Source organism: Pseudomonas sp. UBA4617, from assembly GCF_002386445.1.
Taxonomy (GTDB): Bacteria; Pseudomonadota; Gammaproteobacteria; order Pseudomonadales; family Pseudomonadaceae; genus Aquipseudomonas.
In genome coordinates this window covers 96,839-120,520 of the sequence record NZ_DGIR01000026.1, presented here as the reverse complement: position 1 = coordinate 120,520, position 23,682 = coordinate 96,839, and the positions used below count along the sequence as shown (strand labels likewise).

The 23,682-nt window shown below is 62.9% G+C and carries 24 protein-coding genes; 9 read left to right on the top strand and 15 right to left on the bottom strand.

Annotated elements, in window-relative coordinates:
• Nucleotides 1-16: 16 nt before the first annotated feature.
• Nucleotides 17-799 carry a sulfite exporter TauE/SafE family protein gene (locus B4L76_RS11690; protein WP_296232628.1) on the bottom strand — a complete coding sequence of 261 codons (783 nt, stop codon included), beginning with the start codon at nucleotides 797-799 and terminating at the stop codon, nucleotides 17-19.
• A gap of 130 nt (nucleotides 800-929) precedes the next feature.
• On the opposite strand from B4L76_RS11690, the gene B4L76_RS11685 reads away from it, so the two are divergent.
• The gene (locus B4L76_RS11685) at nucleotides 930-1,676 is read left to right on the top strand and encodes an NRDE family protein (RefSeq protein ID WP_296232627.1); all 747 of its coding nucleotides are present in this window, start codon (nucleotides 930-932) and stop codon (nucleotides 1,674-1,676) included.
• A gap of 32 nt (nucleotides 1,677-1,708) precedes the next feature.
• Here the strand turns inward: B4L76_RS11685 and ptsP are convergent, their stop codons facing one another.
• Both ptsP and B4L76_RS11675 read right to left on the bottom strand, forming a co-directional pair.
• Nucleotides 1,709-3,988, bottom strand: coding sequence for a phosphoenolpyruvate--protein phosphotransferase (gene ptsP / locus B4L76_RS11680; RefSeq protein WP_296232626.1), 2,280 nt, complete (start codon nucleotides 3,986-3,988; stop codon nucleotides 1,709-1,711).
• A gap of 22 nt (nucleotides 3,989-4,010) precedes the next feature.
• Nucleotides 4,011-4,490: an RNA pyrophosphohydrolase gene (locus tag B4L76_RS11675; RefSeq protein WP_003249017.1), complete on the bottom strand. Its 480-nt coding sequence runs from the start codon at nucleotides 4,488-4,490 to the stop codon at nucleotides 4,011-4,013.
• A gap of 141 nt (nucleotides 4,491-4,631) precedes the next feature.
• Here B4L76_RS11675 and B4L76_RS11670 point away from each other — a divergent pair, with 141 nt between their 5' ends.
• Complete coding sequence (locus B4L76_RS11670) at nucleotides 4,632-5,288, top strand: HAD family hydrolase (RefSeq protein ID WP_296232617.1); 657 nt, start codon at nucleotides 4,632-4,634, stop codon at nucleotides 5,286-5,288.
• 19 nt (nucleotides 5,289-5,307) lie between these two features.
• Here the strand turns inward: B4L76_RS11670 and B4L76_RS11665 are convergent, their stop codons facing one another.
• Together B4L76_RS11665 and ilvA are read right to left on the bottom strand one after the other, a co-directional pair.
• Nucleotides 5,308-5,733: a DUF2269 domain-containing protein gene (locus B4L76_RS11665; protein ID WP_296232615.1), complete on the bottom strand. Its 426-nt coding sequence runs from the start codon at nucleotides 5,731-5,733 to the stop codon at nucleotides 5,308-5,310.
• A 124-nt stretch (nucleotides 5,734-5,857) separates the two neighbouring features.
• Complete coding sequence (gene ilvA, locus B4L76_RS11660) at nucleotides 5,858-7,372, bottom strand: threonine ammonia-lyase, biosynthetic (protein ID WP_296232614.1); 1,515 nt, start codon at nucleotides 7,370-7,372, stop codon at nucleotides 5,858-5,860.
• A gap of 134 nt (nucleotides 7,373-7,506) precedes the next feature.
• Here ilvA and rpiA point away from each other — a divergent pair, with 134 nt between their 5' ends.
• Entirely contained in the window at nucleotides 7,507-8,181 is a 675-nt protein-coding gene (gene rpiA / locus B4L76_RS11655; protein ID WP_013974672.1) for a ribose-5-phosphate isomerase RpiA, read from the top strand.
• A gap of 76 nt (nucleotides 8,182-8,257) precedes the next feature.
• On the opposite strand, the gene B4L76_RS11650 is transcribed toward rpiA, so the two are convergent.
• The 4 genes from B4L76_RS11650 to B4L76_RS11635 all read right to left on the bottom strand — a co-directional run bounded on the left by B4L76_RS11650 (nucleotide 8,258) and on the right by B4L76_RS11635 (nucleotide 12,379).
• Nucleotides 8,258-9,160 (bottom strand): SdiA-regulated domain-containing protein, encoded by a 903-nt coding sequence (locus tag B4L76_RS11650; RefSeq protein WP_296232611.1) that lies wholly within the window; start codon nucleotides 9,158-9,160, stop codon nucleotides 8,258-8,260.
• Nucleotides 9,161-9,250: 90 nt separating this feature from the next.
• Nucleotides 9,251-10,171 carry an SdiA-regulated domain-containing protein gene (locus tag B4L76_RS11645; RefSeq protein ID WP_296232610.1) on the bottom strand — a complete coding sequence of 307 codons (921 nt, stop codon included), beginning with the start codon at nucleotides 10,169-10,171 and terminating at the stop codon, nucleotides 9,251-9,253.
• 120 nt (nucleotides 10,172-10,291) lie between these two features.
• Nucleotides 10,292-10,957: a fumarylacetoacetate hydrolase family protein gene (locus B4L76_RS11640; RefSeq protein ID WP_296232608.1), complete on the bottom strand. Its 666-nt coding sequence runs from the start codon at nucleotides 10,955-10,957 to the stop codon at nucleotides 10,292-10,294.
• Nucleotides 10,958-10,981: 24 nt separating this feature from the next.
• Nucleotides 10,982-12,379, bottom strand: coding sequence for an FAD-binding oxidoreductase (locus B4L76_RS11635; RefSeq protein ID WP_296232605.1), 1,398 nt, complete (start codon nucleotides 12,377-12,379; stop codon nucleotides 10,982-10,984).
• 171 nt (nucleotides 12,380-12,550) lie between these two features.
• On the opposite strand from B4L76_RS11635, the gene serA reads away from it, so the two are divergent.
• Nucleotides 12,551-13,780 (top strand): phosphoglycerate dehydrogenase, encoded by a 1,230-nt coding sequence (serA, locus tag B4L76_RS11630; protein ID WP_207838165.1) that lies wholly within the window; start codon nucleotides 12,551-12,553, stop codon nucleotides 13,778-13,780.
• A gap of 45 nt (nucleotides 13,781-13,825) precedes the next feature.
• On the opposite strand, the gene B4L76_RS11625 is transcribed toward serA, so the two are convergent.
• A complete protein-coding gene (locus tag B4L76_RS11625; protein ID WP_296232604.1) occupies nucleotides 13,826-14,302 on the bottom strand; it encodes a DUF4399 domain-containing protein in 477 nt (158 codons plus the stop codon).
• A 224-nt stretch (nucleotides 14,303-14,526) separates the two neighbouring features.
• On the opposite strand from B4L76_RS11625, the gene B4L76_RS11620 reads away from it, so the two are divergent.
• Complete coding sequence (locus B4L76_RS11620; RefSeq protein WP_296232602.1) at nucleotides 14,527-15,015, top strand: substrate-binding periplasmic protein; 489 nt, start codon at nucleotides 14,527-14,529, stop codon at nucleotides 15,013-15,015.
• 57 nt (nucleotides 15,016-15,072) lie between these two features.
• Here the strand turns inward: B4L76_RS11620 and B4L76_RS11615 are convergent, their stop codons facing one another.
• Entirely contained in the window at nucleotides 15,073-15,576 is a 504-nt protein-coding gene (locus B4L76_RS11615) for a DUF523 domain-containing protein (RefSeq protein ID WP_296232601.1), read from the bottom strand.
• A complete protein-coding gene (locus tag B4L76_RS11610; protein ID WP_296232811.1) occupies nucleotides 15,563-16,195 on the bottom strand; it encodes a 2OG-Fe(II) oxygenase in 633 nt (210 codons plus the stop codon). Before B4L76_RS11610 ends, B4L76_RS11615 begins: the two co-directional genes overlap by 14 nt.
• Nucleotides 16,196-16,308: 113 nt before the next feature.
• Here B4L76_RS11610 and B4L76_RS11605 point away from each other — a divergent pair, with 113 nt between their 5' ends.
• Complete coding sequence (locus B4L76_RS11605) at nucleotides 16,309-17,061, top strand: DUF2059 domain-containing protein (protein WP_296232600.1); 753 nt, start codon at nucleotides 16,309-16,311, stop codon at nucleotides 17,059-17,061.
• On the opposite strand, the gene B4L76_RS11600 is transcribed toward B4L76_RS11605, so the two are convergent.
• A complete protein-coding gene (locus B4L76_RS11600) occupies nucleotides 17,062-17,988 on the bottom strand; it encodes an alpha/beta hydrolase (protein WP_296232599.1) in 927 nt (308 codons plus the stop codon). It lies immediately after the preceding gene.
• 123 nt (nucleotides 17,989-18,111) lie between these two features.
• On the opposite strand from B4L76_RS11600, the gene B4L76_RS11595 reads away from it, so the two are divergent.
• A complete protein-coding gene (locus tag B4L76_RS11595; RefSeq protein ID WP_296232598.1) occupies nucleotides 18,112-18,681 on the top strand; it encodes a DUF6436 domain-containing protein in 570 nt (189 codons plus the stop codon).
• Here the strand turns inward: B4L76_RS11595 and B4L76_RS11590 are convergent.
• Nucleotides 18,660-19,226 (bottom strand): sugar O-acetyltransferase, encoded by a 567-nt coding sequence (locus B4L76_RS11590; protein WP_296232597.1) that lies wholly within the window; start codon nucleotides 19,224-19,226, stop codon nucleotides 18,660-18,662. The genes B4L76_RS11595 and B4L76_RS11590 overlap by 22 nt on opposite strands.
• A gap of 86 nt (nucleotides 19,227-19,312) precedes the next feature.
• Between B4L76_RS11590 and B4L76_RS11585 the strand changes: the two genes are divergently transcribed.
• Together B4L76_RS11585 and B4L76_RS11580 are read left to right on the top strand one after the other, a co-directional pair.
• Nucleotides 19,313-21,676 (top strand): penicillin acylase family protein, encoded by a 2,364-nt coding sequence (locus B4L76_RS11585; RefSeq protein WP_296232595.1) that lies wholly within the window; start codon nucleotides 19,313-19,315, stop codon nucleotides 21,674-21,676.
• A gap of 63 nt (nucleotides 21,677-21,739) precedes the next feature.
• Nucleotides 21,740-22,558 carry an alpha/beta fold hydrolase gene (locus B4L76_RS11580; protein WP_296232594.1) on the top strand — a complete coding sequence of 273 codons (819 nt, stop codon included), beginning with the start codon at nucleotides 21,740-21,742 and terminating at the stop codon, nucleotides 22,556-22,558.
• A gap of 231 nt (nucleotides 22,559-22,789) precedes the next feature.
• Here B4L76_RS11580 and B4L76_RS11575 read toward each other — a convergent pair whose 3' ends face one another.
• Nucleotides 22,790-23,575, bottom strand: coding sequence for a MetQ/NlpA family ABC transporter substrate-binding protein (locus tag B4L76_RS11575; RefSeq protein ID WP_225779664.1), 786 nt, complete (start codon nucleotides 23,573-23,575; stop codon nucleotides 22,790-22,792).
• Nucleotides 23,576-23,682: the final 107 nt, after the last annotated feature.

Genomic DNA, 23,682 nt, shown 5'->3' with positions numbered 1-23,682 from the left:
GGAACTTCCTCTCGGTTCAAATCAGAAAGCTGAGCCCGACGCAGAACAGCAAGGCTGCGAACAGGCGCTTCAGCAAGCGTGGCGACAATTTGTGCGCCAGCCGCGCACCGAAGCGGGCGAAAAACATGCTGGTCACGGCAATGCCGACCAGCGCCGGCAAGTAGACATAACCCAGGCTATGGGCCGGCAGGTGCGCCTCATGCCAGCCCAGCAGCATGAAACTCAGGGCACTGGCCAGCGCAATCGGCAGGCCACAGGCCGAAGATGTGGCCACTGCCTGCTGCATGGGCAGGCTGCGCCAGGTCAGGAACGGCACGGTTAGCGAACCACCGCCGATGCCGAAGATGGCCGAGGCCCAGCCGATCACCCCGCCGGCACCAACCAGCGCGGGCTTGCCGGGGATGCCACGGCTGGCCTTGGGCTTGAGGTCCAGCGCCATCTGCGCGGCGATGACCAGGGCGAACACGCCAATGATCTTCTGCAGCAGCGGCCCCTGGATCAGCGAGGCGGTCTTGGCGCCGACTCCGGCGCCAATGAGAATGCCGAGTGTCATCCAGGCGAAGATCGGCCACTGCACTGCGCCCTTGCGGTGGTGTTCGAGCACGGCATTGATCGAGGTAAAGACGATGGTTGCCAGCGAAGTGCCGACCGCCAGATGCGTCAGCACCGAGGCATCGAAACCCTGCAAGGTGAAGCTGAACACCAGCACCGGCACGATGATGATACCGCCGCCTACGCCGAACAGCCCGGCCAGCACACCGGCACAGGCGCCCAACAAAAGATAGAGTACGAATTCCATTCGTCTTCCCCGAAAAAACAATCCGGCATGGTAACGGAAGCCGGGCTCGGCGCTCTAGTGAAGTCTGTGTCAGGATGGATCAGCCCCGCCGCTGTTAGTACAGTGGCTAAAACACACAGAGGCTCGAACGATGTGCCTGATCGTATTCGCCTGGCGACCAGGGCATGCCCTGCCGCTGGTCGTGGCGGCCAACCGCGACGAGTTCTATGCCCGCCCTACCCAGGCCCTGGCAGCCTGGACAGACGCACCGGGGGTGTATGCCGGGCGCGACCTGGAAGCCGGCGGAACCTGGCTGGGAGTGGGGCCGCAGGGGCGTTTCGCGGCGCTGACCAACATTCGCGATCCAGGGCAAGCGCTGGGTCCACGTTCACGCGGCGAGCTGGTAGCGGCCTACCTGCAGGGTGAGCTGGGGGTCGAGGCGTATCTGGATCAGGTGGCCAGCCGCAGCGGACAGTATGCGGGTTTCAACCTGCTGGTGGGCGATAGCCGCCAGCTTGGCTACGTGCATGCCCGGGATGCCGCACCGCGCTTGCTTGAGGCCGGGGTGTACGGGTTGTCCAATGCCAGGCTGGATACGCCGTGGCCAAAGCTGGTGAAAGCGCGGAGCGGGCTTGAGGGCTTGCTGGCCACAGCGGACCCGCAGCGGTTGCTGGCCTTGCTGGCCGATACCGAACCTGCGCCGGAAGGCGAGTTGCCGGAGACCGGTGTGGGATTGGCGACCGAGAAACTGCTGTCAAGCGTGTTCATTGCCAGCCAGAACTATGGAACCCGGGCGAGTACCGTGCTGATGGTCGACGATCACGGCAGAAGGCGGCTTGTCGAGCGCAGTTTCGGCCCGTTTGGCGGGCACCTGGGGGAAGTTGACCTTTTGCTTTGAGGGCCATGGGGCCGCTTTGCAGCCCCGGCAATTCACAAGGTCTTATTGGCCCCTGGCCCGATCATGCGCGCCAGCCCCAGGTTCTTCAGGGCCAGCTGCAGCGAGCTGTGGATAACCTGCGGGTTGTCATGGCTCAGGGCTTCCACCAACAGCTCCTTGGCCTTGCTCAGGTTCACCTGACGCAACATCCATTTCACTTTCGGCAGGTTGGTGGCGTTCATCGACAGACTGTCGAAGCCCATTGCCATCAACAGGATCGCCGCCGCCGGGTCACCGGCCATCTCGCCACAGATACTCACCGGCTTGCCTTCGCCATGAGCGTCGCGCACCACCGTGTTGAGCGCTTGCAGCACCGCCGGGTGCAGGTAATCGTACAAATCAGCCACACGCGGGTTGTTACGGTCTACGGCCAGCAGGTACTGGGTCAGGTCGTTGGAGCCGACCGACAGGAAGTCGACCTGCCGCGCCAGCTCCTTGGTCTGGTACACCGCCGCGGGAATTTCCACCATCACGCCCACCGGCGGCATGGGCACATCGGTACCTTCATCACGCACCTCGCCCCAGGCGCGGTGGATCAGGTGCAGCGCCTCTTCCAGCTCATGGATGCTGGAGATCATCGGCAACAGGATGCGCAGGTTGTTCAGGCCCTCGCTGGCCTTGAGCATGGCGCGGGTCTGCACCAGGAAGATTTCCGGGTGGTCGAGGGTGACGCGGATGCCACGCCAGCCGAGGAACGGGTTTTCTTCCTTGATCGGGAAGTACGACAGCGATTTGTCACCGCCGATGTCGAGGGTACGCATGGTCACCGGGAGCGGATGGAATGCCGCCAGCTGCTCGCGGTAGATGGCCAGTTGCTCCTTCTCGCTGGGGAAGCGCTGGTTGATCATGAACGGCACTTCGGTGCGGTACAGGCCCACCCCTTCGGCGCCGCGCTGCTGGGCACGGGCCACGTCGGCGAGCAGGCCGGTGTTGACCCACAGCGGCATGCGGTGGCCATCCGGGGTCACGCATGGCAGTTCGCGCAAGGCATCCAGGCCGCGCGCCAGCTGGCGTTCTTCTTCGACCACATCGCTGTACTGCTTGCGCAGTACTTCGCTGGGGTTGGTGAACACTTCGCCCTTGTAGCCGTCGACGATCATCTCGATGCCGTCGACCTTGGAATAGGGCAAATCGACCAGGCCCATCACCGTCGGGATGCCCATGGCACGGGCCAGGATGGCGACGTGGGAGTTGCCCGAGCCCAGCACCGAGACCAGGCCGACCAGCTTGCCTTCCGGCACTTCGCCGAGCATCGCCGGGGTCAGCTCTTCACTGACCAGAATGGTGTTGTCGGCATACACCAGCGACTGCGAGCGGGCTTCCTGCAGGTAGGCCAGCAGGCGTCGGCCAAGGTCCTTGACGTCGGAGGCGCGCTCGCGCAGGTAGTCATCGTCCATCAGCTCGAAGCGGTTGACGTGCTCACCCACCACCTGGCGCAGCGCGCCCTGGGCCCACTGGCCGGTCTTGATGACTTCGGTCACTTCACCGCCCAGGGCCGCGTCTTCGAGCATCATCAGGTAAACGTCGAACAACGCGCGTTCTTCCGGGCGCAGCTGGGTGGCCAGCTTGGCGGACAGCTTGCGCATGTCGTCGCGCACGCCTTCAAGGGCGTTCTGGAACAGGTTCAGTTCGGCGTCGATGTCATCGACGGTCTTGTCCGGTACCACTTCCAGGTCGGCCGGCGGCAGCATCACCACGGCGCGCCCCACGGCGGCGCCAGGCGAGCCCGGCACACCGACGAAGCGCGCTTCCTGGATGCCCTTGCCCTGGCGGCCCAGGCCGCGGATCGAGCCGGTCGCCTCGGCGTGGGCGATAACCCCGGCCAGTTGCGCGCTCATGGTGACCAGGAAGGCTTCTTCGCCCTCGTCGAACTGGCGCCGCTCCTTTTGCTGAATGACCAGTACCCCGACCACGCGGCGGTGGTGGATGATCGGCGCACCAAGGAAGGAGGCGAATTTCTCTTCACCGGTTTCGGCGAAGTAGCGGTAACGCGGGTGATCGGCAGCGTTTTCCAGGTTCAGCGGCTCTTCCCGGGTACCGACAAGGCCAACCAGGCCTTCGTTCGGGGCCATGCTGACCTTGCCGATGGAGCGCTTGTTCAAGCCTTCGCTGGCCATCAGCACGAAGCGGTTGGTTTCCGGGTCGAGCAGGTAGACCGAGCAGACCTGACTGCCCATGGCCTCCTTGACACGCAAGACAATGATCCCCAACGCCGACTTGAGATCTTTGGCGGAGTTTACTTCCTGGACGATCTTGCGCAGCGTATTGAGCATGGCTCGGGGTCGAACTCCGTCGTCAGTCGCGCGTCAGCAGACGCGGTGCTAGCTCTTTCAGGGCGCGTCGGTACACCTCGCGCTTGAATGTCACAACCTGGCCCAGCGGGTACCAATAGCTGACCCAACGCCAGCCGTCGAACTCCGGCTTGCCGGTCAGGTCCATCCGCACCCGCTGTTCGTTGCTGACCAGGCGCAGCAGGAACCACTTCTGCTTCTGGCCGATGCACAGCGGCTGGCTATGCGTACGCACCAGCCGCTGAGGTAAACGATAACGCAACCAGCCACGGGTGCAGGCAAGAATTTCCACATCATCGCGTTCCAGGCCAACTTCTTCGTTCAGCTCGCGGTACAGGGCGTCTTCCGGCGTCTCGTCAGGGTTGATGCCACCCTGGGGAAATTGCCAGGCATCCTGGTTGATCCGTCGAGCCCATAGCACCTGCCCGGCATCATTCGTGAGAATGATCCCGACATTGGGGCGAAAACCATCCGGGTCGATCACGGCAGCAACCTCGCAAACGCATGTCACCGCATTGTTCCACAAAGCTTGCGAGCGCAGCAACGCGCCCGCCAAGCTTATGTGCAGCCGTGCGAAAACTCCGTATTCTGCGGGCCTATCTTGTGGCTGATGCGAGTGACCGCAATGCGCCTGGCTTTATTCGACCTGGACAATACCCTCCTCGGTGGCGACAGCGACCATGCCTGGGGTGATTACCTGTGCCAACGCGGCATCGTCGACCCGCTTGCCTACAAGCAACGCAACGATGCTTTCTACCAGAACTACCTGAATGGCACGCTGGACCTGCAGGCCTACCTGGCCTTTTCCATGGAGATCCTGGCGGCAACGCCCGTGGCCCAGCTCGACGAATGGCACCGCGACTTCATGCGCGACTGCATCGAGCCGATCATCCTGCCCAAGGCGCTGGCCTTGCTGGAGCAGCACCGTGAAGCGGGCGACCAGCCGGTGATCATCACCGCCACCAACCGCTTCGTCACCGCGCCGATTGCCCGGCGCCTGGGTGTTCGCGTGTTGCTGGCGACTGAATGCGAGATGCGTGATGGCCGTTATACCGGGCGTAGTACCGATATACCCTGTTTCCGTGAAGGCAAGGTGACGCGGCTGGAACGCTGGATGCTGGAGAACGGCTTCGATCTTGAGGACAGCTACTTCTATAGCGACTCGATGAATGACTTGCCGTTGCTGCGGCGGGTGACGCATGCGGTGGCGGTGGACCCGGACCCGAAGCTGCGGGCCGAGGCCGAGAAGCGCGGGTGGCCGGTGGTCTCGTTGCGGGATTGAGGTTTTCCTGTTCCGGCCTTCAGACTGGCTTGGCACCCATCAGCCCGGCAATGGACAGGAAGCAAACCGCACTGAACACCGCCAGTGCCAAGGTAAAACGCAACCCTGCCACCTCAGCCTTGCGCAGCCGGTTCAGCCGCACCAGCAGCCACCATACGGCAAACGCGCCGAATATATAGATGACGCTGGAAGCCAGCACCCAGGCTTGCCCCAGCGGCCAGCCCACCAGGTGTACCAGCCACCAGCCGGTGATCGGCATGCTTGCCAGGCACAGGCCCATCACCAGCCAGACGAACACCAGCGGCCGGCGCAGCAGCTTGGCGTAGGCCTCGGCATCGCCCTGGCGACGGGCGCGTACAGTCCAGATCGCCAGGCCCAGGGCACCCAGCAACAGGACTGCGCTGGCGAGGATGTGCAGGGTCTTGAAGGTGGTCAGGTGTTCCATGTCCGAATTGTCCTTTATCAGGCCATGTTGGCAGCAGCCTTTTTCCTTGCAGGAGCAGCCTTGCGGCCCTTTCGCGACACAAGGTCGCTCCTGCAAGGCGAGAGATCTGGCTTAGCTTAGCCGCTCAGCCCAAAAACAGCTTGTAGGCCGGGTTATCAGTCTCGTCCCAGTACGGGTAGCCGATCTTGGCCAGCGCCGCCGGTACCAGGTGGCGCTCGTCCTCCGGTACCTGCAACCCTGCCACCACACGCCCGTCTGCCGCGCCATGGTTGCGGTAGTGGAACATCGAGATGTTCCAGCGCCCGCCCAGCTTGTTGAGGAAGTTGAATAGCGCCCCCGGCCGTTCGGGAAACTCGAAGCGCAGGACCATTTCGTCGCTGGCACCCGCCGAATGCCCACCGACCATGTGGCGAATATGCAGCTTGGCCAGTTCGTTGTCGGTCAGGTCGGTCACCGGGAAGCCCTGCTCGGTCAGCTGCTGTACCAACGCCGCGCGCGGGTCGTTTTCCGGGTGGGTCTGCACGCCAACGAAGATGTGCGCTTCGTCAGAGGTATGCTTGCGGTAGTTGAATTCAGTGATCTGACGCTTGCCGACAGCCTCGCAGAACGCCTTGAAGCTACCCGGGCGCTCCGGGATGGTGACGGCAATGATCGCTTCGCGCTTTTCCCCCAGCTCGGCACGTTCGGCCACATGGCGCAGGCGGTCGAAATTGACGTTGGCGCCCGAGTCGATGGCCACCAGGGTCTGGCCGGTGACGCCGTACAGCTCGACGTACTTCTTGATGCCGGCCACGCCCAGGGCCCCGGCAGGTTCGGTGATCGAGCGGGTATCGTCATAGATATCCTTGATTGCGGCACAGATCTCGTCAGTGCTGACAGTCACCACCTCGTCCACATGAAGACGGCAGATATCGAAGGTGTGCTGGCCGATCTGCGCCACCGCCACGCCGTCGGCAAACAGCCCGACCTGCGGCAGTACCACGCGTTCGCCAGCCGCCATGGCAGCCTGCAAGCAGTTGGAATCATCCGGCTCGACACCGATCACCTTGATTTCCGGGCGCAGGTACTTCACGTAAGCAGCAATACCAGCGATCAGGCCGCCACCGCCCACGGGCACGAAGATCGCATCCAGCTGGCCAGGGTGCTGGCGCAGGATCTCCATGGCCACGGTGCCCTGCCCGGCAATGGTGTGCGGGTCATCGTAGGGGTGGATGTAGACAAAGCCCTTTTCATCCACCAGCTTCAGCGAATAGGCCAGTGCCTCGGGGAAGGAGTCGCCATGCAGCACCACCTTGCCGCCGCGCGAGCGCACGCCTTCGATCTTGATCTCCGGGGTGGTCTTGGGCATCACGATGGTGGCCTTGATACCCATTTCACGCGCAGCCAGGGCCAAGCCCTGGGCGTGGTTGCCGGCCGAGGCGGTGACCACGCCACGGGCCAGTTCTTGCGCAGTCAGTTGGGCCAGCTTGTTGTAGGCCCCGCGGATCTTGAACGAGAACACTGGCTGCAGGTCTTCACGCTTGAGCAGGATCTGGTTGCCCAGGCGCTTGCTCAGCTGCCCGGCGCTCTGCAGCGGGGTTTCGACCGCAACGTCGTAGACGCGCGAGGTGAGGATCTTCTTGACGTACTGTTCGAGCATCGGGAAAGCATCACTGGGCCGCGGGACAAGGGCTTGGAGTCTACCCCAGCGCTACGTCGGGCGACCACAGCAAAGCCGTGCGAGCCGTTATACTAGGCTCCTTTCAAAACCGCCCTGCCCCTCTCGGAGCCCGCATGACCCAGGACCAACTCAAACAGGCCGTCGCCCAGGCCGCTGTCGACTTCATTCTGCCCAAGCTGGATGAAAAGAGCGTTGTCGGCGTCGGTACCGGTTCGACCGCCAACTTCTTCATCGACGCCCTGGCTCAGCACAAGACCGCCTTCGACGGAGCGGTCGCCAGCTCCGAAGCCACCGCCCAGCGCCTGAAAGGCCATGGTATCCCGGTCTACGAACTCAACAGCGTCAGCGAACTGGAGTTCTACGTGGACGGTGCCGACGAGAGCGACGCGCACCTGAACCTGATCAAGGGCGGTGGTGCAGCCCTGACCCGCGAGAAGATCGTTGCCGCGGTGGCCAAGACCTTCATCTGCATCGCCGATGCCAGCAAGCTGGTACCAGTGCTGGGTGCGTTCCCGTTGCCGGTCGAAGTGATACCCATGGCCCGCAGCCACGTGGCGCGCCAGTTGGTCAAGCTGGGCGGCGACCCGGTGTATCGCGAGGGTGTGGTCACCGATAACGGCAACGTGATCCTCGATGTGCACAACCTACAGATCACCAACCCGGTGGAGCTGGAAGCACAGATCAACGCCATCGTTGGCGTGGTCACCAACGGCCTGTTCGCTGCGCGGCCGGCAGACCTGCTGCTGCTGGGCACGTCCGAGGGCGTGAAAAGCCTGAAGGCCGAGTAACCCTCCGCGAGGGCCCTCGTGTCGCGACACAAGGCCGCTCCTTGGGTCGCGATGGGCTGCATAGCAGCCCCGCCCCTTACTCTACGACCTGCTTGAACACATAGAACAGGTTCGGCTCACTGACCAGGTAAATGGTCCCCGCTTCATCCATCGCAATCCCCTCCGCCTGCGGCACCGTCGCCTGCAACCCTTGGAAACCCTTGCGCAACGACAGGGTGCTCAGCGGTCGGCCTTCCACATCCAGCTCCAGCACCAGCCGCGACTCGTCAGACAACGCCAGCAGATGCCCGCTGCGCTCATCGAACTGCAAACTCGACAGGTCGCGCACGAACAGCCGTGAATCACGCTTGCGGTCTTGTACCACGTGTACCGCATAAGGCTGGTCGGGCTTGTCATGCGGAAAACCATGCACTTCGTAGATCAGCATCGGATCGCGCTCCTTGGCCACGAACAGGCGCTTGCCTGCCGAATCGTAGGCCAGCCCCTCGAAGCCCTTGTTGCCGTTCAGGCCTATGCCCAAGGTCAGCTGCTCGGCATCGCCGGCATCGAGGAACGTGGTGTCATCATCGAGGCGCACGCGAATCAGCCGTTGCTGGCGCTCGTCGGTAATGACATAGCTGTTCGGCCCGACATACTCGACGGCTTCCGGGTCGCCGAAACCGGTCAGCGGTACCCGGCGCAGGATGCGACCGTCCAGCGACAGTTCGATCAGTTCGGAACGGGCATTGGTGACCGTGAACAGGGTCTTGCGGTCGGGGTCGTAGGTCAGCGCCGAAAGGTCATCATCCAGCCCTTCGACCGGCTGCGCCTCGACCACTACCCGGTAGCGGTCCAGGCCGATGCCCTGCTGCGCAGGCTGCCACCAGGCCTTGAGGTTGAACCAGCCACGCTCGAACAGGCGGAACTCCTGCCCGGCCCATCCGAGCAGAAGGAAGCCGGCAACGGCTACGACAAGAGAAAGGCGAACAAAACGACGCATGCGTACAGACTCGACATAGGGGTGACGAATCTAACCACGAACAACTGAAACAAAGCTTAATGCCAGCATCCGAAAAGTCGGATGTTCAGGCTAGTTTTTTCTGAAGCGATAGAACAGGGCCGGCTCGCTGACCATGTACAGGTTGCCCTTGTCGTCCATGGCCACCCCTTCGGCGCGCGGGATGGTATCTCGCAGGCCATTGAAACCGCCCAGCAAGGTCATGAAGCTGACCTGCTGGCCCTGCTCGTCCAGTTCCAGCAGTATGTTCGAATCCGCCGACAGCACCAGCAGATGGCCAGTTCGCGGGTCGACACTCAGCGCCGAGAGGTTGCGCAGGTCCAGTTCATCGCTGGGCAACACCTGCTTGTCACCCGTGAGCGGGCTGCGGCCATCGGTGTTCCAGGTGTACAGCTTGGGCGGGCGCTCCTCGCCGATGACCAGGCGCTGGCGCAGCGGGTCCCAGGCAACCGCCTCGAAGCCCTTGTTGCTTTTCACCGACTGGCCCAGGTCGTGGCTCTGGAAGTCATCATGGTTCAGGGCGGTGGTCTGGGCATCCACCTTGACCACGGTCAGGTCGTGCAGGCGCTCGTCGGTAATGGCCAGGTAGCCGTCCTCCAGCACCGCGACGCCTTCCGGGTTGTTCCAGCCGTTGAGCGGGATCTTGCGCAGGACCTCGCCATCCAGGTTCAGCTCGACCAGGAACGGGTTCTTGCCCATCACTGCAAACAGGGTGCGGGTATGCGGGTTGAAGGCCACATCGGAGGCTTCGTCATCGTCCATCCCCGGCAGCGGCTTGGCATCGATGTCGACACGGTAATCCGGCAACCACACGCTTACGCTGCGCTCGGCGGTGCTTTCAAAGCTTTCCTTGAGCCACAGCGCGCCGCGGTCATCCCAGTGCATGGCCACAGCCACGCCATAGCCAATCACGGCCGCCACGGCCAGGCCGAAGGGCCAGCGCAGGTAGAAACGACGCTTGGGTGTTGCCGAGGCGCTGGAGGGTGATGACATGCGGGGTTCCTGGGGTAATGGGCGGAGATCCGCGCATTATCCGGATGAGGTGTGAAAAAACGGTCAACAGCGCTGGCTTCTTCGCGGGTGTACCCGCGAAGAAAGCGATGCGGTTTCGCTTCAGAGCACCCGGCTTTCGAAGCGGCTCACACCTGGCAGCTCCAGCACCAGTTCGTCACCGACATTGAACGGCCCCACCCCCGCCGGGGTACCGGTAAGGATCACATCCCCCGCCTGTAGCGAGAAGTGCGCGGATATGTGCTGAATCATCGGCACGATCGGGTTGAGCATCATCTTGCTGTTGCCGTCCTGGCGTACTTCGCCGTTGACGGTCAAGCGCAGCGGAATGTCGGCCAGGTCTTCGAAGCTGGCAGCCGATACGAACGGCGGCAGCACACAGGCGCCGTCGAAGCATTTGGCCAGTTCCCAGGGTAGGCCCTTTTCCTTCAGCCTGGCCTGCACGTCACGCAAGGTCAGGTCCAGCGCAGGGGCGTAGCCCGATATGGCGTCCAGTACCTCTTCTTCGGTCGGGTGGGTCGACAGCGGCTTGCCCAGCAGCACTGCGATTTCAGCCTCATAGTGCACCGAACCTCGTTCGGCCGGGATCTTGAAGCCACCTTCGGCCGGTACCACGCAACTGCCCGGCTTGATGAACAACAGCGGTTCGGTGGGGATGGGGTTGTCCAGTTCCTTGGCATGCTCGGCATAGTTACGGCCGATGCACACCACCTTGCCCAGCGGGAAGTGAATGCGCGTGCCGTCTACGTACTGGTGCTGGTAACTCATGGCCGACTCCTCTGGATACTGCTTTTATTCGGGTGGGAAGATCTTACCCGGATTCATGATGCCGTTAGGGTCGAACACGGCCTTTATTGCCTTCATGCAGGCGATTTCCTCGGCTGAGCGGCTGTAGCCCAGGTAGTCGCGCTTGGTCATGCCCACCCCATGCTCGGCGGAAATCGAGCCGTTGTAGCGTTCGACGATCTCGAACACCCACTTGTTGACCTTGGTGCACGAGGCAAAGAAATCGTCCTTGCTCATGTGCTCGGGTTTGAGGATGTTCAGGTGCAAGTTGCCGTCGCCAATGTGGCCGTACCACACCACTTCGTAATCCGGATAATGTTCGGCGACGACAGCGTCGATGTCGCGCAGGAATGCTGGAACTTTCGCAACGGTTACCGAGATATCGTTCTTGTAGGGCGTCCAGTGCGAGATGGTTTCCGACAGGTATTCGCGCAGCTTCCACAGGTTTTTCAGCTGGGTCTCGCTCTGGCTCATCACGCCATCCAGCACCCAGCCTTGCTCGACGCAGTGCTCGAAGGTGGTCAAGGCTTCGTTGGCCACCTCTTCGGTACTGGCCTCGAACTCCAGCAGCGCATAGAACCGGCAAGAAGTCTCGAACGGTGCCGGCACGTCGCCGCGTGCCAGGATCCTGGCCAGGCCCTTGTCGGAGAAGAATTCGAAGGCGGTCAGGTCCAGCTTGCCCTGGAAGGCATGCAGCACCGGCATGATCGAATCGAAGTCCGGGGTGCCCAGAACCATGGCGGTGAGGTTGCGCGGCATGCGGTCCAGGCGCATGGTGGCTTCGACCACGAAGCCCAGCGTGCCCTCGGCACCGATAAACAGCTGGCGCAGGTCGTAACCGGTGGCGTTCTTGACCAGGCCCTTGTTCAGCTCAAGCAATTCGCCCTTGCCGGTGACCACCTTCAGCCCGGCCACCCAGTTGCGGGTCATGCCGTAGCGAATCACCTTGATTCCGCCGGCATTGGTGCCGATATTGCCGCCAATCTGGCTCGACCCACTGGAAGCGAAGTCCACCGGGTAATACAGGCCCTGCTCTTCGGCGAAGCTTTGCAACTGCCGGGTGATCACCCCAGGCTGGCAGACCACGGTGCGGTCGAAGGCATTGAAGCCGAGAATCTGGTTCATGTAGTCGAAGGCGACCACCACTTCGCCATTGGCCGCCACGGCCCCTGCGGAAAGCCCGGTGCGCCCGCCAGACGGCACCAAGGCTACCTTGTGGGTATTGGCCCAGCGAACAATCGCCTGCACCTGCTCCACTGTCTTGGGAAACACGATGGCGCTGGGTGCCGGTGGGTAATGCTTGGTCCAGTCCTTGCCATAGGCTTCGAGCGAAGCCGCGTCGGTCAGGACCTTGCCAGGGTCGACCAAGGTCATCAGTTCATCAATTACAGCGGGATGGGTCATCGCTGGAACTCTCGACTTATTCATAGTCACCCTGAGCACTCTTCACCTGTCGGGATAAGCTCAGATTGTGTCGCGTATGCTAGCATAGCCCTCCCGCTGTTCATGCTAAGGCAGCCCTGGCGCCTGGCATCACCCCTCGCCATTTTTTCTCCGGGATACAGGTTTACGCAGATGAGCAAGACTTCTCTCGACAAGAGCAAGATCCGGTTCCTTCTTCTTGAAGGTGTGCACCAGAACGCGGTCGATACCCTCAAGGCCGCCGGCTACACCAACATCGAATACCTCACTGGTTCGCTGCCGGAAGCCGAGCTGAAGGAAAAGATCGCCGATGCCCATTTCATTGGCATCCGTTCGCGTACCCAGCTGACCGAAGAAATCTTCGACTGCGCCAAGAAGCTGGTCGCGGTTGGCTGCTTCTGCATCGGCACCAACCAGGTCGACCTGGAAGCTGCCCGCGAGCGCGGTATCGCCGTATTCAACGCGCCGTACTCCAACACCCGTTCGGTAGCCGAGCTGGTACTGGCCGAAGCTATCCTGCTGTTGCGCGGCATCCCTGAGAAAAACGCCTCCTGCCATCGTGGCGGCTGGATCAAGAGCGCGGCCAACTCGTTCGAGATCCGTGGCAAGAAGCTGGGCATCGTCGGCTACGGCTCGATCGGTACCCAATTGTCGGTCCTGGCCGAGAGCCTGGGCATGCAGGTGTACTTCTTCGACCCGCTGACCAAGCTGCCGCTGGGCAACGCAGTACAGGTGACCAGCCTGCACGAACTGCTGGGCCTGGCCGACATCGTCTCGCTGCACGTGCCTGAGCTGCCGTCCACCCAGTGGATGATCGGCGAGAAGGAAATCCGTGCAATGAAGAAGGGCTCGATTTTGATCAACGCTGCCCGTGGCACCGTGGTCGAGCTGGACCACCTGGCCGCCGCGATCAAGGACAAGCACCTGATCGGCGCCGCCATCGACGTGTTCCCGGTCGAGCCGCGCTCCAACGACGAAGAGTTCGAAAGCCCGCTGCGTGGCCTGGACAATGTGATCCTGACCCCGCACATCGGTGGCTCCACCGCCGAAGCTCAGGCCAACATTGGCCTGGAAGTAGCCGAGAAGCTGGTCAAGTACAGCGACAACGGCACCTCGGTGTCCTCGGTCAACTTCCCTGAAGTGGCCCTGCCGGCGCACCCGGGCAAGCACCGCCTGCTGCACATCCACGAAAACATCCCGGGCGTGCTCAGCGAGATCAACAAGGTCTTCGCCGAGAACGGTATCAACATCTCGGGCCAGTTCCTGCAGACCAACGAGAAGGTCGGCTACGTGGTGATCGACGTCGACGCCGAGTACTCGGACCTGGCGCAAGAGAAGCTGCAACAGGTCAAGGGCACCATCCGTTCCCGCGTCCTGTTCTGATTTGCTGGCAGCATGAGAAAGGGAGGCCCTGGTGGCCTCCCTTTTTTATTTCACTTCGACAGTGATCTTCTGCGACTCGACGCTCGGCTTGAACGGCACATGATACTGGTCACCCAGTATTAGTTGCAGGGTGTGCTTGCCGGGGGTCAGGGTGATGGTGGTTTCGGTCTGCGCCTTGCCGAAGTGCAGCACCTGCGGCCCATCTGGCAGGGCCACGCCGTTTTCCGGCATCAGGCTGGTCGGCAGCGGCATATCGGCCACCGGCTCCTTGTCCACGTCAACCAGCAGGTGGTGATGGCCGGAATGCGGGGTGTGATCACCGGCTGGCTTGAGTGCAATGCCCTCGATACCGAACTTGACGGTGAAGGTCTTGTCCACCGTAGCGCCGTCGGCGGGGGAAACGATGAAGACCTTGGCCTCCTTGGGCGGTTCCTGGCTCGTCAGGGCGTCTGCTGCACTGGCCAGCACCGATGCCCCCATCAGCAGACCCGCAACGGCAGCACGCGAAAATAGGCTGTTCATTCACTTCTCCTGTGATTCACTTGTCGGCCCCCGCCTGCGATCCAACGGCGGCGATGATTCACCTTAGTTGATGTGAACGCCCATATGTTCAAATCGACAGTAGAAATATTTCAGTCACGGTTAAACATCGCCGAGGCTTCAAGGTCATAGGCTGCGCCCGACCATGGCGAGGAAAAAAGCCGTGGCGGGCGTTATTCACCTGCCAAAGAAAAAAAGGGGCTTTCATGCGTTCGACCATTGGACTACTGCTGGCGGTACTGGTCTCGCCATTGGCTCAAGCCGAGCTGATAGATGAAATCGCCGACCGGGGCGAACTGCGCATTGCCGTACAGGCTGACAACTCGCCGTACGCCTTCAAGGAAAACGACCACCTGACCGGTTTCGAAGTGGAGTTTGGCCAGGACCTGGCCAAGGAGCTGGACCTGCGCGCCGAATTCATCGAAGCCCCCGCAGCCGAAGTTCTGCCTGGTGTCGAGAGTGGCAAGTACGACATTGCACTGACCCCGCCGAATGAGTCGCCCCAGGCTGACGGCCCCCTCGACGTGAGCTTGCCATTTGGCCAGAAGCAGCTGGTGATCCCGTTCCAGAAGGACAATCCGGCTTTCGAAAGTGCGGTGAACAACGCATTGCAGCGGCTCAAGGACAGTGGGCGGACTGCCGAGCTTGAGCAGAAGTGGTTCAAGGGCGTGCCGACGACGGCAGCCGGGCAGTAATTTCCTTGTCGCTGCACCGGCCCTTTCAAGGGCGCCCGCGAAATGGCCGGTACAGGCTCAAACTGAAAACGCAGCCAGCGCCTGTTCCGCCAGTTCCAGCTCCAGTTCGCTGAACACCTGCACCCCAGCCCGCCGCAGCAGTGCCGTGGTTACTCCCTCCCCGGCCACCTTCACGCCACTGAACGTGCCGTCATAGGTCAAGCGGTTACCACACGAAGGGCTGCCGGCCTTCAGCACCGCCACGCGAATGCCATGCCGACGCACCAGTTCCAGCGCCTGCTGCGCCCCAGCAATGAACTGCTCGCTGACATCCTCACCGCTCACCGTCAGCACCTGTACAGCACCATCAAGCACCGCTGCCCCCTGCCCGCCGGTTATCTCTGCAGCCGGGCGAGGGGTCGGCAGGCCGCCTGCCATCTCTGGGCACAATGGCACCACACGCCCTTCGGCCTGCCAACGCTGCAACAGGTCGGGGTAGCCACTGGTACGGCCGTCATAACGCACCGGCTGCCCCAGCAGGCAGGCGCTGACCAGCACCTTGGGCAGGTCAGAACGGGTCATTGCCACGGCGCCGGAACCAGCCGGTCAACGACAGCCGCTCGCGCCCGGCCGGCAGCACTTCGTGCGGCACCTCCCCAGACAGGAACACCACCAGGCAACCGGCCACCGGTTGCACATCGTGCTCGACGCCGTCCGCCAGGAACATGCGCAACTGGCCACCGTCGTTTGGCTGCCAGCCTTCATTCAAGTACAGCACCGCTGACACCATGCGCCGGTCATCGTCGCGAAAGCGGTCCAGGTGGCGACGATAGAATGCCCCCGGCGGGTACAGGGCGAAATGGCACTCGAAATCCTCCAGGCCGAGGAACAGGCCCCGGTTGATGGCCTGACGCAGCTGCTCCATGGCGGCCAGGTACTGGTCGCAAGCCTCGGCCTGCCCAGGGTCGATCCACTGAATCTGGTCGCCGCGAATGGCTTCGCGTACCTCTTGGGCAACACCGCGCCCAACCCCCGCAGGGTTGAGTTCGCCTTCGGCATCACGACGCCGGCATTCGGCCGCCAGCGCACGCACCAGGTCGGCAGGCAGAAACAGCGCCTGCTGCGACCAGCCACGGGTGGCCAGATCGTCGACGACGGCCGCAAGCATCGGGTGTTCGGGGGTAATGTGCATGGCGCGCATCATATCCATTAGCCATGCCGCCGCACAGCGCCACTTGGCCGAGAAGCACGCAGATATCTCGACAAACCAGCGCCAGGCCAAGGACAATAGCCGCCTGCCGACAGGAGTCCTGAATGCGCCGTCTGTTTTCCCTGATTCTGTTGATGATCTGCACCGTGCCTGTCTGGGCAGACAACCTGGATCAACTGTACAAGGCTGCTGGCTGGCCCGACCAGCGTGCCCATTTCAACGATGCCCTGACCGCTGCCCAGGAACGCTACCGCAACAGTTTGCCACCCGCCGTGTACCAGGCGCTGGTCAACAACAGCAACCAGCGCTTCCAGGCCCAGGCCGTGGACCGTCGCGCCCAGGCAAAACTGCGTGCCAGCCTGGCCGACCCGGCACCGGCGCTGGCCTTCTTCCAGTCGCCGCTGGGGCGCAAGGTGGTGGCAGCCGAACTCAAGGCCACACGCAAGGATGAACTGGCCAGAAATGCCAAAGGCCTGCCGAAGATCCAGGCCAGCGACGACCGTCTGCTGATCATCGGCCACCTGGCCCAGGCCCTGCCGGCACGTGAGGCCGGCGCCGAAGTCAGCCTGGCCATCGCTGGCGTGGCGGCCGACAGCCTCAGTTCGATGATCCCCGGGCTGTTCGGTAACGGCCAGGCCCAGAGCCTGCTCGATGGCCAGCGCCAGCGCCTGATGAGCCAGATCGGCGAAGACCTCAACAATACCCTGTTGTATGTCTACCGCGACCTGTCCGACGCCGAGCTGGAAGAGTTCGCGACCTTTGCCGAATCGCCTGACGGCAAGGCCTATTACCAGGCCGCCCTGGCAGCCGTGCGCGCAGGCCTGGCAGTGGGCCAGAGCAGCAGCGACCTGAAGTGATCAGCCCAGGCGCTGGTCGATGAAGTCGAAGTAGCGCTGGCGAATCCCCGGCAGCTCGTTGGCCAAGTGGTGGCGAGCTTCGGGCAGCAGCAGAATCTGCGGCTCGGCGAACTTGGCCTTGAGTACTTCGAGGTTGTAGGGCCAGTCCACCGTGCCATCCGCCTCCCCTTGCACGATCAATGGCCGCCGCGTACTGCACGGGGCGGCTTCGATGCGTTTGACCCAGGCGATCAAGGCACCGACCCAGGCCGTTGGCAGGCGACGGGGTTGCAGCGGGTCGGCCTCTAGAAACGGCAGGAAGGCCGGGTCATTGGTGTTCTCGCTGAAGCGTCGCTCGATGCCATTGACGAAGTGGCGCAGCAGGCGATAGCTCAACTTCGACCAACGCCAGGCACAGGGCCGCACCAATGGCGCCAACAGGATGACCTGGCCATCGATGGGGCTCTGTGCGCCCTGGTACAGCAGATGGTCCACGGCAATCGCACCACCGGTGCTCTGCCCGCACAGATGCCACGGGCGTGGCAGTTGCAGCATGCGCGCTTGCTCGAACAAAGCCTCCAGCGCCTGCTGGTACAGCGCAAAATCACTGATGCTGGCTCGCTCGCCGCTGGACAGGCCATGGCCGGGCAGGTCGCAGCTGATGACGGCGAACCCCTGCTCGAGCGCCCACTCGATCACGTGCCGATAGAGGCCCATATGGTCGTAATAGCCGTGCAGCAAAAACAGCGTCGCGTTGGCCCGCTCGGGTAACCAGACCTGCCCGACCAGATCGAATCCCGCAGCCTGGAAGCCGCCCAGCCAGCTTTGTGCCGGCAGGTTCAGGCCATAGAAGCGCTGGTATTCCTGAGCCTGGGCCGACAGCGGCTGGCGAGCGGTCAGCGCCGCCAGGCTGGTGCGCAGGAGATCGGGATGAAAGGCAGCGGGCATCGGTGCATCCAAAGCGAAGCAATGTATTGATCTGCGATATTCAGCTCTGGCCGGCGTCGTGGCAAGCTTGCTCAGCGTCGAACGACCAGCACCGCTCCTAAATGGGCACCGCGGAAGAACTGCATGAATAACCGGATCATCAAACCGCTGTGCACAGCAATCGCCCTCGTGGCCGGTGCCGCCATCCTCTGGCAGGCCTACACCACGTTCCAGGCTCGTTACCTGCGTCCGTTCGACAACCAGGCCACGCTGTTCGACGGCAGCCTCCTGCAACTACCCGCCAAACTGGCCGGCCCCGGCCCGATCCGCGTGGTGCACTTCTGGGACCCGACCTGCCCGTGCAACGTCGGTAACCAGCAACACCTGGGCGAACTGGTCAGCCAGTTTGCCGAGCGCGGGGTGACCTTCCACGTCCTGCAAAAGCCAGGCAGCCATGGCCAGTTGCCTGCCAACCTGAGCAGCCTGCAGCCCATCGCCGGTTTGCCCGGCAGCGAACGGCTGCCGGCCTCTCCGGCCGTGGCCATCTGGGACCGGCAAGGCCGTCTGGCTTACTTCGGCCCGTACAGCGAAGGTGCGGTGTGCAACTCCAGCAACAGTTTCATCGAGCCAATCCTGAAGGCCCTGCTCGACGGTCGACAGGTGAGCGCCTCGAATACCCTTGCCGTGGGCTGCTACTGCCCCTGGCGCGGTTGACGTAACCGCGCCGGGTTACCCATCACCGTCGCCCCGGCCGGTACATCCCGCGTGACCACGCTACCGGCACCCACCACGGCATTGTCGCCAATGCTCACGCCGGGCAGGATGATCGCCGCACCACCAATCCACACATTGTTGCCGATTGTCACCGGCCGCCCGCTTTCCAACCCTGTGCGTCGCACCTCGGGGTCGAGCGGATGGTCGGCGGTGTAGATCTGCACGTTGGGGCCGATCTGGCAGTCGTCGCCGATCCGCACCGGCAACACATCGAGAATCACGCAGTTGAAGTTCATGAAGGTATTGCGGCCGACACTGATGTTGTAGCCATAGTCGCAATGGAACGGTGGGCGGATCACCGCGCCTTCGCCAACCTGGGCAAAATGCTCGGCCAACAGCCCATGCCGTGCTTCGTTGAGCAGCTCGACACTGTTGTTGTAACGGTGCATCCAGTGCTTGTTGGCGATCTGCTCGGCCTGCAGCTCGGGGCAACCGGCATGGTAGAGCTGGCCTGCAAGCATTTTCTGTTTTTCGCTGAGGGACATGGAAACTCCTTCCTGGGACTATGCTCTGTTCGCGAATCCGCCGATCATCGGACCACACTTTTCGCTGGAATGCACAAGGAGCCTGAATGAAGCGCAGCCTGACCCTGTTGGCGGTGGTGGTTACCGTGGCCGCCGGCGCTGGATACTGGTATGTGCAGGGCAAACTACCGCAGCGCGAGGGCGAGGTGGCCGTCGCCGGCCTGCAGGCGCCGGTCAGCGTACGCTACGACGCCCGCGGCGTGCCGCACCTGCAGGCGCAGAGCGAGACGGACCTGTACCGGGCACTGGGCTATGTGCATGCCCAGGACCGGCTGTTCCAGATGGAGATCCTGCGCCGCCTGGCCCGTGGCGAACTGGCCGAGGTGCTGGGCGCCAAGCTGCTACCCACCGACACCCTGTTCCGCAGCCTGCGCATTCGCGAACAGGCCGCCCTGATGGCCAAGCGTCAGGATCGTCAGTCCCCGGCCTGGCAGGCCTTGCAGGCCTACCTCGATGGCGTGAACAGCTGGCAGGCCGGCCATCCCAAGCCCGTCGAATTCGACCTGCTCGGTATCACCCCGCGCGCGTTCACCGCAGAAGACACGCTCAGCATCGCCGGCTACCTGGCCTACAGTTTCGCCGCCGCCTTTCGTACCGAGCCGGCACTGACCTATATCCGTGACCAGCTGGGCCCCAAGTACCTGGGCATCTTCGATCTCGGCTGGCAGCCGGAGGGCGCCCTGGGTACACCACTGGCCGCTGCCGACTGGCACAGCCTCGAGGCCCTCGCCCGCCTTGGTCGTGACGCGCTAGGCGAGGCCGGTATCCCCCAGTTCGAAGGCAGCAACGCCTGGGCCGTGGCCGGCAGCCGCACCCGCAGCGGCAAGCCGCTGCTGGCCGGCGACCCGCACATCGGCTTTGCCGTGCCGGCAGTGTGGTACGAGGCCGAACTTTCAGCGCCGGGTTTCAACCTGTACGGCTACTTCCAGGCGCTCAACCCGTTCGCCTTGCTCGGCCACAACCGCGACTTCGGCTGGAGCCTGACCATGTTCCAGAACGATGACGTCGACCTGATCGCCGAACGCAGCAACCCGGCCGATGCCAACCAGGTCATGGTCGATGGCCAATGGCAGGCGCTGGAAAAGACCGAACAACAGATCGCCGTGAAAGGCGAAGCACCGGTCACCCTGAGCCTGCGCCGCTCACCCCACGGCCCGATCGTCAACGACGTGCTGGGCGTCACCGCCGGGCCCACGCCGATCGCCCTGTGGTGGGCATTCCTGGAAACCGAGAACCCGATCCTCGACGGCTTCTACCAGATCAACCGCGCCGATACCTTGGCCAAGATGCGCGAGGCTGCCGCTAAAGTGCACGCGCCCGGGCTGAATTTTGTCTGGGCCAATGCGCGTGGCGACATTGGCTGGTGGGCCGCTGCGCAGTTGCCGATTCGTCCCGACGGGGTCGACCCGGCGTTCATTCTCGACGGGGCCAGTGCTCAGGCCGCCAAGCTCGGCTTCTACCCGTTCAGCGTCAACCCGCAGCAGGAAAACCCGGCGCGCGGCTACATTGTCTCGGCCAACTACCAGCCACCGGCGGCGGTACCGATACCGGGTTATTACAACCTGCCAGACCGGGGCCGTCAGCTCGACAACCAACTGGCCAACCCCGAGGTGAAGTGGGACACCCAGAACAGCCAGCAGCTGCAGCTGGGCACCGCCAGCGATTATGGCCCGCGAACCCTTGCCCCGCTGCTGGCAACGTTGCGCGCGGTAGCCGAGGGTGACGAAGAGAAGGAGCTGGTGGAGCAACTGGCCGCCTGGGCAGGTGACTATCCGCTGGATTCGGTCAGTGCCACGCTCTTCAACCAGTTCCTCTACGAACTGGCATTCGCCGCACTGCATGACGAATTGGGCGATACCTGGTTCCCGGTGCTGATCAGCACCCGCGTCATCGACGCCGCCCTGCCACGCCTGGCGGCGGATGCCGATTCGCCCTGGTGGAACACCCGTGGTGGCAACCAGCGCACCGACCGCAGCGCCATCGTGCGCGCGGCCTGGCAGAACAGCCTGAAGCACCTGCGCGACACCATGGGCAACGACTCGGCCAGCTGGCAGTGGGGCAAGGCGCATACCCTGACCCACAACCACCCGCTTGGGGTGAAGAAGCCACTTCACCTGCTATTCAATGTCGGCCCGTTCGCCGCGCCGGGTACCCACGAGGTGCCGAACAATCTTTCGGCGAAGATCGGCCCGGCGCCATGGCCGGTGAACTATGGGCCGTCTACCCGACGGCTGATCGACTTCGCCGATGCCGGGCTGGCGCTGACCAGCAACCCGGTCGGGCAGAGTGGCGTGCCGTTCGATGGGCACTACGCGGACCAGGCCGGGGGCTATGTGCAGGGGCAGTACCAACGGGCGCAGATGGGCATAATTCCGGCGCAGAGCACCTTGCGATTGGTGCCAGAGCCTTAAGGGCGGCACAGCGGCCCCGACAATTTCGAATACTCTACAGACCTTCCAGCCGAGACCCACTCCATGCAAAGACATTTCATCGAAATCGACGGCGCCCGCATGAGCTACGTCGACCAGGGCCAGGGCTTCCCGGTGCTGCTCGGCCATAGCTACCTGTGGTCCGCCGACATGTGGCGGCCACAGATCGAGGCACTGTCGGCCCACTTTCGCGTCATCGTGCCCGAGCTGTGGGGCCACGGCAGCTCCGACGCTCCGCCTGCCACGACCACCGACATGAGCGCCCTGGCCCGCCAGCACCTGGCGCTGCTGGATGCCCTGGATATTGGCCAATGCCACCTGGTCGGCCTGTCGGTCGGTGGCATGTGGGGTGCACAGCTGGCCCTGGAGCACCCCCAGCGGGTCGACCGCCTGGTATTGATGGATACCTACCTCGGCGCAGAACCGGAGGCGACCCGGCTCAAGTATTTCGGCCTGCTGGACGCGGCCAGTGGCGCAGGCATGTTCCCGGAGCCGTTGCTGGATATCGTCGTGCCGATGTTCTTCCACGCGGGTGGGCAGACGGTGCCGCAGGTCAGGGAAAGCTTCCGGGCAGCGCTGAAGGCGAGCAGTGCCGAAGTCATTCGGCAAAGCCTCGATCCACTGGGGCGGGTGATTTTTGGCCGACCGGACCTGCTGTCGCGGTTGGGTGAGCTGGCCAGCGAGCGGACCATCGTGGTCTGTGGCGACCGGGACATTCCACGGCCGCCTGCGGAATCCAACGAAATGGCCCAGGTCATTGGTTGCCTGGCGGCGCAGATCCCCTTTGCCGGGCATATCTCCAGCCTGGAGAACCCACGGGTGGTCAATGAATTCCTGTTGAACTGGTTGCCGCGCAATCAGTGAAATTACCGGGCCTGCTTTGCAGTGCATCACCGGCAAACCAGCTCTCACCCTGCAGCTTCCCTCAGGCCTGTGAATATCCTAGGGAGCTGGCTTGGCGGCGATAAGGCCATCACAGGCAACACAAGACAGGTGCCGCCGCAGGGTCTCCTCAATGTTCAAGCGTGTGGTAGTCCTGTAGATACAAAAACGCCGACATGAATGCGTCGGCGTTATCTCCATACAGCTTGCGGATCAGAAGGCCGGCAGTACCGCACCTTCATACTTCTTGGCGATGAAGGCCTTCACTTCCGGGCTGGTCAGGGCCTTGGCCAGTTTCTGGATGGCTTCGCTGTCCTTGTTGTCCGGGCGGGCGACCAGGAAGTTCACGTACGGCGAGTCGCTGCCTTCGATCACCAACGCATCCTTGGCCGGGTTCAGGCCGGCTTCCAGGGCGTAGTTGGTGTTGATCATGTCCAGGTCGACCTGGTCCAGCACGCGCGGCAGCATGGCCGATTCAAGCTCGCGGAACTTCAGCTTTTTCGGGTTCTCGGCGATGTCCTTGGGTGTGGCCAGGGCATTTTTCGGGTCTTTCAGGGTGATCAGGCCAGCCTTCTGCAGCAGCAGCAAGGCACGGCCGCTGTTGCTACCTTCGTTGGGAATGGCAACGGTGGCGCCTTCTTTCAGCTCGCTCAGGTTCTTGACCTTCTTCGAGTAGCCACCGAACGGCTCGACGTGAACGCCGATCACGGTTTCCAGGTGGGTGCCCTTGCCTTCGTTGAAGTTCTGCAAGTACGGCAGGGTCTGGAAGTAGTTGGCGTCCAGGCGTTTCTGGTCAACTTGCACGTTGGGCTGCACGTAGTCGGTGAACACCTTGATCTGCAGGTCCACGCCTTCCTTGGCCAGGGTCGGCTTGATCAACTCGAGAATTTCAGCGTGCGGTACCGGGGTGGCGGCAACCACCAGTTTCTCGGCGGCAGCAGCCAGGCCGGCGAACGACAGGGCGGCAGCCAAGGCGGTGGTCAGCAGGGTCTTCTTCATGGTGGTCCTTGTTCTGGTTCTGGCCATCGACGATGGCGAATCGGGTGCCCAACCGGTTCATCAGCGGGCATAAGGCGGACAATACCTAGATTTTTTATTCCGCAACA